Origin of the sequence: Neorhodopirellula pilleata, assembly GCF_007859915.1 — a bacterium.
In the GTDB taxonomy this organism is placed as follows: domain Bacteria; phylum Planctomycetota; class Planctomycetia; order Pirellulales; family Pirellulaceae; genus Rhodopirellula; species Rhodopirellula pilleata.
The window spans coordinates 987,221-1,000,438 of the sequence record NZ_SJPM01000001.1 but is presented as its reverse complement, the minus strand read 5'-3'; the positions used below and the strand labels follow the sequence as shown (position 1 = coordinate 1,000,438).

General features: G+C 58.3%; 4 protein-coding genes (1 of these 4 running past the window's edge). 2 read left to right on the top strand and 2 right to left on the bottom strand.

Annotated elements, in window-relative coordinates; all coding sequences use genetic code 11:
- Positions 1–114 precede the first annotated feature (114 nt).
- Positions 115–2,970 (top strand): hypothetical protein, encoded by a 2,856-nt coding sequence (locus Pla100_RS03300; RefSeq protein ID WP_146576207.1) that lies wholly within the window; start codon positions 115–117, stop codon positions 2,968–2,970.
- A 382-nt stretch (positions 2,971–3,352) separates the two neighbouring features.
- On the opposite strand, the gene Pla100_RS03295 is transcribed toward Pla100_RS03300, so the two are convergent.
- On the bottom strand, positions 3,353–4,648 hold the full coding sequence (locus Pla100_RS03295; protein ID WP_146576206.1) for an Lpg1974 family pore-forming outer membrane protein: 1,296 nt from the start codon (positions 4,646–4,648) through the stop codon (positions 3,353–3,355).
- Complete coding sequence (locus Pla100_RS03290; protein ID WP_146576205.1) at positions 4,645–6,234, bottom strand: tryptophan halogenase family protein; 1,590 nt, start codon at positions 6,232–6,234, stop codon at positions 4,645–4,647. Before Pla100_RS03290 ends, Pla100_RS03295 begins: the two co-directional genes overlap by 4 nt.
- A gap of 243 nt (positions 6,235–6,477) precedes the next feature.
- Between Pla100_RS03290 and Pla100_RS03285 the strand changes: the two genes are divergently transcribed.
- Positions 6,478–13,218, top strand: the 5' portion of a protein-coding gene (locus tag Pla100_RS03285) for a hypothetical protein (protein WP_146576204.1). Its footprint extends 20,826 nt past the window's final position; 6,741 of the gene's 27,567 nt are visible here — the first part of the coding sequence; the start codon lies at positions 6,478–6,480; the stop codon falls past the right edge of the window.

Genomic DNA, 13,218 nt, shown 5'->3' with positions numbered 1-13,218 from the left:
GACTTTCGGAGGGAGGTGCGTCGAAATGAATGCTAACTAAGATGGCTCAAACCGCGTTTGAGCGAAACCGGTCATCGCGACTCACTTCCCCCCATCCCATTTCTGCAATCAACCATGCGTTTTCAAGACTCTCGTTCGATGGTACTGCTGATCGGGATCGCCCTGATGGCGGCGAACGTCCCCCACGCATCGGCCCAACCGCCCGGAGGCGTTCAGCTCCCCGGAAATGCCACTCCCGGCAATTCTCCGCGTGGGATCCAGGTCCCGGCGAGGGTTCCGGTGGCGCAGGCCGGAGCGGTGACGGCCGCCGGTCAACCGTTTCACATCGCGACGATCGAAATTCCGCTGCAAACGCCCGTCCTCGGCGATTTGTCGCCGCTGGAATTGGCCACCAATGACCGGGCTCGGTTCGCCGTCTCGGAGAACCTGCAATCGCGAGTCTCCCGCCCTCCGTCGGAGCAACCGCTGCCGCCGCTCGGTCAAGGTCGGTTGCTCGGGCGCGTTGGTAATTTGATCCGCGAGATCACCGGCGCGGACGACCGGCGACAAACTTATGCTCGTCGAATCACGTTCCTGTTCGAAGGTGCGGAACCATTTGAAATCGAAATCCAAGATCGCGGCATCTCGGTGGGAAGCTATACCGTTGTGCCGGTCGAGGATCCGCAGCGGCACGCACAGTGGCTTGCGCAGTGGTGGTCGGAATTCACTGCCCAAACAAAACGACAAATTGACGCCACCGACACGCCACCCTGGATCGAACATTACCTGATCGCGATGTTGTCGGACCGTTTGAACCTGCCGCTGCCAAATTGGTACGGCCAACGTGACGAACAGGAATCCGACGACCCGCTGATGATGACGTTGCGTTGGATCGGCGGTGCGGCCGACATTTCTGACGAGGTGTTCGCCTCCGCCGCGATCGGAAATCCTTCCGAGACGCTCGATGCCTCGGTCGCCGCGATGCCGTTGCCCGACGAGATCGCATGGCGTCATGAAAACTCTGGTTTACCAGACGGTACGCCGGAGCCGGCGATCGAGCCTCTCGCCGCTCAAGTTCCGCCGGAGTACTTCTACATTCGCTACGGCAAGTTCGAAAACTATTTGTGGTTTCAAGATTTGACGTCGGAGTATGGCGGCGATATTTCCCGCATGATCACGCTCAGTGGCCTAGCCAACGACGGCGCGTCGCGACTGCAAAAACAACTCGGCGTCCAGATGACCGCGTTGGGCCGGATGCTCGGTCCGACCGTGATCGCCGACCAAGCCCTCATCGGGAGTGATTTGTTCATGCAAGACGGTGCGGCGATGGGCGCCGTCTTCGAACCGGTCAACACGTTTTTGTTGCGCACCAATCTGAACACCGAACGGCAAACGCTCGCCAACAGTTCCGATGCGATCACGTTGAAGGAGGTGACGTTGCCGCACGGGAAAGGCACGCTACTACGCTCGACCGACAATGCCGTGCGATCATTCATGGTCGAGCGAGACGGATTCATCTGCCTTGCCAACTCCGAAGCGATCGCGGACCGTTTTCTCGAGATCGGCCAAACCGGGGAATCTTTGGCCAAGACCGAAGGGTTCCGGGCCGCCCGCCATTACATGCCGCTCGAACGCAATGATACGATCTTCGCGTACTTTTCACCGCGGATGTTGCAGGGGTTATTGTCACCTCAATACTTGATCGAGTTGCGACGTCGCATGCAATCCGAAGCCGACATCGCGTTGGTGCATTTGGCCCGCTTGGCGGCCGCTTCGATGACGCCCGATGGGCAGCCGGTTCCGACCGAAATCGAGGAACTGGTGGCGGCCTCGTTCTTGCCTAACGGCTTCGGCCAACGTCCCGACGGCAGCGGCGTGGTCAGCGTCGGACAGCGGGTGATGGACACACGACGCGGAGGACGGGGCACCTTTTTACCGATACCCGACAATCCGATCGAGACGATCACGGCAGCCGAGGCGAACTGGTATGCCGAGATGACCCGTGCGTATCGAGACCAATTCCCAAGCCTTGATCCGATCTTCGTCGGAATCCAGCGACAAGCTGTGGAAGCGGAACCGGATGGAGACGGCGTATCGACAGGGAGGCTCGAGCGGTTGACCATTCACGCCGAAATCGCCCCTTGGCAACCTTCCAATTACGGCTGGTGGGCGGAACAACTCGGACCGCCGACTCCGGTCTCGATCCGCTTCAGTCCAGATGACATCGTCGCCTTGCAAGCTCACGTCGCGTCGGACCAACTCGGACCGCCGACCCACTTGTTCGCCGCGATCAAAGATTCCATGCCGCCGAAAATCGACGACATTGACGGGATCTTGAGCGGTTACCAGGCGCTGAAGACTCTGCCCGGTTATCTGGGCGCTTATCCGTACCCCGGCGCGCTGGATCGATTGCCGCTGGGCCTCGGCCGGGGAACCCCGGTCGGTCCGGGGATGAACCGTTTGCTTGGTGGCGTGTACCGGTTCACCGGAGGCGGGTTCAGCGTTCTGTCGTTTCAACCTGATTTGCTGACGGCGACTCTGCCGGTGTTGGCGGCCGAAGAAGTCGACGATACGGCTCAAGTCCGAGGCCACATCGGAGACCTTCGCGGCAGTCAGCTCGAAGGCTACGTCAATACGTTGCTGTACGAGCGAGCGTCGCAAATGAGTGTCGGTGGGGCGGAGTTTTTGGAATCCCTCACAACGCAATTGGACGTACCACCGGCTGCCGCGTTGGACGAGGCCCGCCGGATCCTCGGCGGAACCGTCCAATGCCCGTTGGGTGGTCAATACGAACCGATCGACGCAACGCACTGGACCAGCACCGCATGGGGGCAAGATCAAGTGACTCCCGGCTCGACACCGCCGCCGGACTTCCGAGCGCCCATCCTGCAATGGTTTCGCGGCATTGACGCGAAACTAACCCAGTACCCCAATCGGCTGATCGCCGATGTCGTATTGGACGTCGAACGGGTCGACCCGTCGGTTCCCTAGCATTCGACCCGAGTCCGGTTTTTACGCAGGGTCCCTTTCGCACCACCGCAATTACCAACCAAAACCAAAACCAAAACCAAAACCAAAACTTAAACTTAAACTTAAACTTAAACTTAAACTTAAACCCGGCTCCTGCGGTAACGTGTTCACACTCGTACAAGCCGATCTTTCACGGCGTCTGAGGGCGAGTTCGGGCATGGGCGGTGTTTTCTCGAACGGTGAGTTGGGGGGGCTTTTAGGTTTAGGTTTAGGTTTAGGTTTAAGTTTAAGTTTAAGTTTAAGTTTAAGTTTAAGTTTAAGTTTAAGTTTAGGTTTGAACGGGACAGATAGCGAAACGTCCCGTGCAGGATGAATTTCTGGGCCTCAGCAGACCTCGATGGTATTAGTAGCCGGCTTCGATCGCGACGCTCAATCCATAAAAGCCGAGGTCGTCATCGAGCGGACCGTCTGTGCTCAAGCCTCGATCCGGGCCCGCGAAAACGGCGGGCGGGTTGGGTCCGCCGATGTCGCCGAAGTGTTGTCCTTCCAATGCGACTCGCATGGCCAACCAATTGACGGGCAAGTATTGAATCCCAAATTTGATCTCCGCGTTGGTGACCATCGCGTTGGATAGATCGCTCCAATCATCCACGTTGATTCGGTTGAGCGATTGTCGAATGTTATTGACGGAGTCGATCATCGTGTAATCTTGGTTGCCGAACAACAACGACCCGCGGGCTTCGGCGAAGATCGATAGCTTGTCTAGCGGCAATACATGGGTGAATCGCATCGCTGCCGAGGGGCCGATCCCGCGAAACTCCGTGTCGGCAAACACGTTGCCTTCGTCGGTGATAGCGGTGTAACCTTGTTTGACTCGGGCGTACCGAATGCCGGCGAACAGATCGATCGGAACGCTCAGCGTGCGCTGAACCTCCCAATCAAGCACGTCCGTCCGCACTTCACTGGTGAAGGTGCCTTCTTGGATGAATTCGGCACCACTGGTGACGTCGCCGTCCTCGGTCAAATAGCCCACGATGCCTTCAAAACCGACGGGAATCAAACCGTTGGCGTCGTTGGCTGCGAACGAATTGCTGTGGTCAAATTGCCAGTAACGCATCCGAAACCCGAGTTTGCCCTCGGCCGGCATGACTCCGAACTCCACCCGCGGGCTATGTTCCAATTTCCAGGGGAACATGACTTGCGAGAAACCCTCTGCGGTCGAGACGATGAACGCGGACGTGTTGCTTTGGACCGGTTGAACGATCACCGATTCGTAAGTTGCGAAATAGCGTGGCGATTGACGACCTTGATTTCGCAGTGGCGAGTTCAGTTGGCTGCGAAGTTGAGACAGGGCGGCCTCTTGGGATGTGATTTGTGACTGCAGTTCGGCGAGCTGGATCGAGACCGGGTCGACGACGCCATAGTTCTCGTGAGAAACCTGATTGATCGACTGCGATGACGCGGACGCGGCAGGCGGCGTTCCGAAGGGGCTGTAACCGCCGATCAGTCGTTCGAAGTCCTCCGGTGCAATGCTTTGTGAACCTGAGGTTTCGTTCGATTGAGAATTCTTTCGACTCGCTTGGCCCCAAACCGACGGCGCGACGGCCAACGTGATGGCGAGAGTGAGCATCCACATGGATACGATGCCTCGGGCGCGCCCCGATGCGATCACAGGATCAAAGTGATGGTCAACGTTCATGAGCATAGGATCTCTACGGCGAGAAAGGGCGAAAGCCCCTGAGGTGGGAGCGGAGGTGGTGGTTCGGTGATCAATTCCAGGCAACGCCGGTGCGAGGCAAACTTGGCGACCAGTTGATGGTGTTGTTGGACGACCGATTCCAGTATCTCGGTCGTTACCTCACGCATCTCGGGTTGCGACATGTCGCAGTTCGCGAAACGACGTCCCGGCGTGATCCCCGCCGGCGTTAAGATGAAGTGATGGTTCGCTTCGGCAAACGTGGGGGCGTGATCGGGTAGCAAGACATGGCCCTCACGCTGGTAAACTTCCAGCAAACGAGCCAGTGATGAGGGCAACTCGACGGTCGCGGCGTCTCGCCAGAACGCGGTATCGCGGCGCCTTGAGACGACGTAGTGCATCAAGACAAAGTCTCGTGTTTGGCAATAGACCTCGTTCATGCGGGCATTGAATAATTCCGCACGGCCGCACTCGACGAGTTCGTCCAAGGCGCGTTGAACTAAGAAAATGCCGGTCGATTCGAGTGGTTCGATGAAGCCCGAGGAAAGCCCGATCGCGACGCAGTTGCCAACCCAACCATTCGGCCGCATCCCGACTCGCATGCCCAACGTGCGGAAGTCCGTATCGTCTTCGTCAACGCCGATCAGTCGACTGAGTTCTTGACGTGCATCGTCGTCGCCGATGTGCGCCGACGAGTAAACGTAACCGCAACCTGTGTTTTCTTGTAGCGGAATTTGCCACGACCAACCGGCGTTCATGCCAGTGCTGATCGTGTACGGACGAAGCGGTGATGTCGAATCGAAATCAGGTCGCTTGCGACACACGACCGCTCGGTCGCAGAGCAATTGCGACGACCAATCCGTCCAACCCGAGTGCATCGCTCGATCGATCAGGACGCTCGCGAACCCGCTGCAATCGATGTACAGATCGGCCACCAAGGACGCTTGATTCTCAACGAAGACTTCGTTCAAGTTTCCGTCTCGATCACAACGTGCCCCGACGACGTCACCGACTCGATGCTCGACGCCTTCGGCCAAGGCGATCTCACGCAAGAACACCGCAAGCCGACCGGCATCCAAATGATAGGCGTAGTTGTCGAGCACACAGCGGCCGGTTTGATCGCGCGGCCCGCGTGCTTGCTCGCACATTCTCGTCTGCAGACTGAAATCCGTGTAGGCGACCGACGGCGCGATCCAACCGGCCTGTTTGGCGTGGTTCCAATGATGAACCAAATCAAGTCCGTCGATCGTCCCGCCGCAGTTTCCAAACGGATGCCAGTAACGATGTTGCGGCTCGACCCAATCGTCGAAACGGATCCCTAGCTTGAAGGTGGCACCGGTTCGACGCATAAATTCGTCTTCGTCGATGCCCATGTTGTGCAGCCAGTCGATCATCGCCGGGATCGTGGCTTCGCCGACGCCGATGCTGGGAATTTGACTCGATTCGACGACGGTAACGCGGCACCCGAGCCGCCGTTTGAGCGTCGCGGCACTCATCCATCCCGCCGTCCCGCCACCCACGATGCCGATGTGGCAGTCGCCGGCGCGATCGAAAAAAACATGCGTTTCGGGGGGGATTGGAGGTGTCATGTTGCGGAAGTAGCAAAACGCCGCGTCGGAATGAAATACCGATGTGAAACTATTTCGAAAACGTACCTGAAACGCCCCGTGAAACATCTGGCGGCGTGTGGCGCAATTGACTAATTAACACCCACCCACTGACTTGTCTCAAAATCCCGCTTTTGACTCAAGTTGGAGACCGCTTCGACCGAAGCGGCAACGCCAGGAAGGCGTTGAGACCCGAAAGACCCCGAATGGAATTGGGAATCGCCGATGAATATCGAATTCGTGCTTCGACAATTGCGCCGACGCTCCGCTCAATCCGAGACGGGCAAAACGCGAAGGTCCCGCTCGACCAAAAAACAAGGTCGCAAGAACACGATTCGATCACGGGTTTCCACCTTCGAGTCGCTCGAACAACGGCAACTGCTCGCCGCCGACTACATCGGTTCCCCCGGCAACGACACGATGGTGCTGACTCAAGTCGGAGGCCAACTGCAACTGACCGAGGCGTACAACTCGCTCACGTTCAGCAAGGAAACCAAGACCTTCGCAATTCCCACCAGTGGGGAACTGGAAATCGATGCGGGGTTCGGTAACGACAGTATTCAGATCAATGGCACGATCAACATGCCGGGGGCATCGTTGAAACTCATTGCCGAGAGCATCTATGTCGGCGACAACGCAAGTCTAACGGCCGACGACATCACGTTCGAATCGCGAGGGTTCGAAGAAGGCTTGTCCGTGATCAGCAACTCGCCGATCGATTTCTCCGGCTTCATCGAATCGCCACGTTTGATCGACATCGGCGACAACGTGACGATCGTGGGTCATGACATCACGATGACCGCGACCCGCAAAGCCTCCCTGATCAGCCCCAAGCGACCGTTCGGCTTGGACAACAAGAACGTCGACATCAAGATCGGCGATGCGACGATCACCGCCACGACCGTCAATGACGTTCCCGGTAATGTCACCATCACCGCGACCGCCGAAGACGAGAACCTACTCGATGAACTTCCGGCATGGGGTAACAATTACATCGGCGGCGCGATGCAAGAACTCGCCGAAAAGTATCTGCCCAACGTTCCCCTCGCGATGATGATGCGCAGCGGCACCACGGACGTTGATTTGAATTCGACCGTCATCAATGCCACCGGAAGTGTCACGATCGAATCCACTACGGTCACCGACGCGGCAACACAAGCCGTGGCGGTTCAAGATACCGATGACGAATCGAACTCGAGCAAGTTCACCCAAATCACGGATGTCGCTAACAACTTGTCGGCCGGGTACAGCCAAGCGACCAGCCGATCGACGACGACCCTGCACAACAACACGCTCATCGACGCCGGCGGCGATGTCCGGATCGTCTCGTCCGCGACCACGAACGCGGAGATCACATCAACGACGGACATCAACACCGCCGACGAAGACAACACCGACGGCAAGTCGCCCGCCAACACGAGTGCGATGGGGATGTCGTTGGCCGTCGCCAATTCAACGACAAAAGCCATCACCAGTTTGGACTCGACCGTCGCGATCCAGTCGGGCGGCAATGTGAATGTCAATTCGGTTGGCGAAGTCAATACGCAAGCCACCGCCGGAGTGCAAATTTACGTTGACGGACGTGGTGGTTTGGGGATCGCGATCGGGTTGGACGACACCGAAATCCGAACCGTCGTCGATGGTCAAATTACCGCACGCGGTTCCAGCAACACGCTCGCGATCGATGTATCGGCGGCCAATACCGGAACCAGCGACCGCATTGTTATTCCGAATCACGGCCTGAATACCGGCGACGAGGTCGTCTATCTCGCGCCCGAACCGATCGAAGGTCAGCCGGTCAATTCGATCGGTGGTCTGCTCGGTGACGCGACGTATCGCGTCATCGTTTTGAACGCGAACGAGTTCCAACTCGTTCGCGAATCCGCCCAACCGATCGAAGTCGACGCGACACTCGTTCGTGATAATGCCGATCACAGTTTTCAAAAGAAAGACGCCGTCGCTTTCAATCCTTCCACGCCTGGCGTCGTCGACGCCGCGCTCAACACGATCAAGATCCCATCATCAAACGTTCAACCCGGATCCACGATTCGTTACCGAGTTGGTGGCAGCGACGAAGTCACCTTTCCGATCGATTCGCTCCAACCGATCGGCGGTCTGCAAGACGACACCGACTACATCGTCTTGACCGCCACGACGGTCGGCGGTGATACCACCGTCACCTTGGCCGAAAAAGCAACGCCAACCGTGGCGATCGACCTTCGTGATATCGACGGCGGTGACGGCGTCGGCGTGAGTGGCCATGGCGACGCTCATGTGTTTGCGTTTGATCACGCCGAAGTCGAGTTCCAACCGACGACGTCCAACGTCGATTCGGCGACCGGTGAGATCACGTTGCCCTCACACGGTTTCGTCGACGGAGACGAAATCGTTTATGCGGTCGATGACGAGGTATTCCAAGAAACCTTTGTTCGCTACACATTTCTGAATCAATTCAGAACCCCTGCGGTGCTCGATGACGAGGGAACGGAATTGCACGCCGAAGTGATCGGCGGGTTGGTCTTTGACGCTTCCGATACCGCAGTCGTCGATCTAGCCGATGATACGATCGTCTTGGAAAACGCCAGCGGTTTGGCGACCGGACAACCGGTTCTTTATTCGTCCGTCGACCCCGGGTCGGCGATCGGTGGATTGACGCACAACACGACTTACTACGCGATCGTTGATGAGGTCGGGCTGGTGCGATTGGCGGCCGATCCGAGCGACGCGCTCGCCGGAAACGCGATCGATTTGGACGCAGTGGGAACGGGGACTCGTCATACCCTGACGCCCGCGATCGTCGACGTCACAACGGATACGTTCTTCATCGAAAACCACGGCTTTGAAACCGGGCAAAAGGTCAGCTATCTCGCCGGCGACGGCAGTCCTCACGCTGGGCTGGATGATGCGGAAGACTATTTCGTCATTCGTTTGGATCGAGGCCGCTTCCGATTGGCCACCGGTGCCGATGAGGCGACCGCTCGAAACAACGCGACTGCCGGGATCGCCTTGAACCTGACCGGTTCGGCGTTCACACCGAATGATCGCGAGGGGTTCCAAACTGAACGGATCGTGACGACCTTCGACGCGTCGCTTTCGACACCGCTGGTCAACTACACCGACGGCACTCATACGCTGCCCAACCAACTCCGGATCCCGGATCATGGATTGATCGACGGCACCACCGTCGTCTATCGCACCGGTGGCGGCCCGGCCATCGGTGGCCTGACCGCAAACGAAACGTACACGATCGAGACCATCAGCGACGACATCATCCGAGTCAAAGAAGTCGGTGGAGGTGTCGTTTCAATCACCGCGCCGACGGAGTTGGGAATCGATTTCCACGCTTTCGAAATCGTGCGCGGCGATGTTGACTACGATGACGATATCATCTTCTTAAGCGATCACGGGTTCTTGACCGGGGACCAACTCATCTATCGCACCAGCGGGTCGGGTGGCGACTCGGTCATCGGTGGTTTGGTGAACGGTCGCACCTACGAAGCGATCGCGGTCAACGGTGACGAGCTGCAACTTCGTGAAGTCGGACAAACCGAACCGATCAGCCTGTCGATCGGCGGTGCGATCGACCAACTGCACACACTTGAAAAACTCGACGGCGAGGATGGCTCAAGCATCCTGCCCGCGCTCACGTTTACCCCGAACGTCGTCGCCCCGGCGGGTGACTTGCATTTGGTTCGATTCGATCCGACGGTCAAGCCGATCGTCGACGCGGCTACCGACGCCATTCGCCTGCCCGGCCATGGTTTCGTTGACAACCAAGAGATCATCTATCTGGCCCCGGCGGGTAACGGCATCGCCTACATCGACGGTGTTGATCCGTTTCGATTGACCAACGGCACGACTTACTACGTCGAGTACATCGACGAAAACGAGTTCGGCCTGCGTTTGGTCGCTGACGGTGATGCGTTGGACCTAACCGGTCCGGGCGTCGGCGCTTCGCACGGATTCGAGTCGGCCAGCGAAGTGACGCGAGCGGATCGTCCGATACGAGGCTTGTCTAGCGGTCGTTCGTATTTCGTTAACCAAATCGACGCCAACACGATCACGCTGCACGAAACAAGATTACAGGCCTTGTCCGCCGGCGCGATCCCGCTGAACTTCGCCACCGCGACGGGAGCCGTTCATCAATTCAAATTGGACTACGCCAGCGGTATCGGGGTCGACGCGAAACTGGACGCGACCAATACGGTGGAAACCGGAACCGGAATCGGCGACGCGCCGAAGTTCAACAACGCCGCAACCAAGGGGCGACTCAACCGAGGAGCCAATTTCAAAGACAGCAAAGCCAAATCTAGTGGCAATGACAGTAACTCGCGGGAAGACGCCCTGCGTGGAACCGGTGGCAAGATCAACAACTTGTTCAGTGTCGCCGGGGCGTTCAGTTATGCCGAGGTCGATCATATCGTCCGCGCGATCGTTGGTGAGAACGCGGTACTGAACGCGGGAATCAATCCCGACGACGCCGGCGATCTCGCCGTAGCTGATGTGGTCGTTAACGCGACGATCGAACAAGCCTACAAACTCAAAGCCCAAGGCACGATCATCTCCGACGATGGGGGCTCAAAAGGTGACGACGAAGCCGACACGAAACCCAAGTCCAAAACCAAGGCTCGAACAAGCAAGCGAGACAAAGACAAAACGTTCGCCGCCGGCGTGGCGATCGCGCTGGGTTATGTTACCAACGACGCACAAGCTCTCGTCCAAAGCCAAGGTGCCAACCACGCCGAAATCAACTCCCGTGGCGACGTCCGTGTCAACGCAGCGGTGTCCTACCCGCTGTTGATCGATCCGATCGGTTTGATTCCCTTCAGCGAAGAATTCCAGGCGATCACCAAGATCCAAAACGCGGAAGACTTCTTCAACATCAATTTCCTCGAAGCGATTCGCAATAACCTCGGCACGGATCTCGGCTTGACCGAGATCATCAATGTTTGGGCATCGACTCAGGCGACCGGTGCCGGTACCGTCGCCGACAATAACAACGGCGTCGAGGGCGCGGCCAAGTTGTCCGTGACCGCCTCGGTTGCGAAGACGGACTATGAGAACATCGCCAAGGCGATCGTTCACGACGACGTGAGAATTAACCAAGACGCAGACTACAACACGACCTCCCAATCAGTCGCGGTCACCGCTGAAACGGAGATGACACTGATCAATGTCGCCGGTGTGATGACCCTCTACGCCGACCCGGAATACCTCAAGAACGCGGCCAAGAAGGGCAGTTTCAAGGACGCCATTTCGCCGGTCGGCAACCGCGCCGGCACCTTGGGTCTGGGCGGCTCGGCCCTGATCCAATCGATCAGCAATGAAACCGTTGCCCTGATCGGAGAAAACGTCGCCGTGCGGACCGGGGCCGGTGGCACGTTGAGCATCACCGCCGACGAAAAAATGTTCAGCTTTGACTTCGTCCAAACCGGCGGCGAATCCGGCAAGGTCGGAATCAGCGGCAGCGTCTCGACGCTCGATCAAACCAACACAACGCTCGCTCAACTTTCCGACAATGTCGACGTCGATGGCGGTGGCATTGAAGTCCTCGCCAACGACGATACCTCGCACATCTCCGTCGTCGGTGCCGTGCAAACTGCAGGAGTCGCGGCCGTCGGCGTCAGTGTTGGCGTTCAAGACATCACCCGGAATGTCTCCGCAATCATCGGACAATCCGACGAAAGCAATACCGACCCGAGCACGCTGGATCTCGATCTGACCGGTGACATCGACGTGCAGGCCACCGCCGACGGTTCGCTGTGGACGGTCGGCATGGCCGGGACCAAGGTTGCCAAGACACAGGCCCGCCAAGGTACCACCAAGTCCGCCGGAGGCGGTAGCGCCAAGAACGCGACCTCACGCAGCAGCGGCATCGCGATCGCCGGCGACGTGACGATCAATGAAATCGATAGCAACGTGTTGGCCGCGATCCGAACCCGGGGGCAAATCGACACGACCGGCGACATCACCGTCCTCGCCGATGACACGACCAGCATCTCCGCCATCTCCGGTGCAGTCGCTGGTGCCAAAACCGATGCCGTCGGCGTCGCCTTGGCTGGATCTTTCGCCAATAACGACCTCGACCTCAACGTCGTCGCGGACTTGCAAAACGCTCACGTCAACACCGCCGACGACGTCACTGTGACCGCCAACGGCGACGCGAGCATCTTAGCACTGACGGCCGGCATCAGCGGCACCAAGACCGGCAGCACGAAACCGGGAAGTGGCGTCGGCGTTGCGATCGCCGGTTCGTTCTCTTGGAACGACATCACCGGCACCACATCGGCCGTGATCAGTGACGTGGATTTGAACGCCACCGGCGACGTGATGGTTGACGTCAACGACGCGGCGGAAATCCTGGCTATCTCCACCTCGGTCGCCGCCACGATCGCGAAGACAACGAAGGGCACCTCGGTCGCCGTCGCCGCGTCCGGTGTCGGCATGATCAACGACGTCGATAAACAAACCCTCGCGGAAATTCGAGCTAACTCCGACATCGATACGACCGGCCGTGTTGACGTGCTCATCAACGAACAATCCTTTATCCGGGCCTACGCCGTAGGCGCGGCGTTGTCGATCGCAGGGGCGTCGGTGGGCAACAGCGTCGCGTTCACCGTCGGCGTTTCGATCGCCGAAAACCGCATCGACGGCTCCACGATCGCAAGGATCGATCAAAGCCAAATCGACGCCGACGACCAAGTCAACGTCAAAGCCACCGCGTCGGGCGGAGATGGAACGGCGATCACGTTACCCGGTTCAACCGACGAAGCCGCCGCCAAACTCGACGACGCTTCATCCGACGACGATAACCTTGAGGAAACACCGCTCGTCGACGAGAACTTGATCGACGTCAACGACGACTTGTCCTTCAAGCAAACCTTGATCGCTGAAATCATCGGTTCGTCCGCCGCGAACGATCACACCTTGACGCTCAGCCAACTCGAAACCGAAACGATCAAGGTC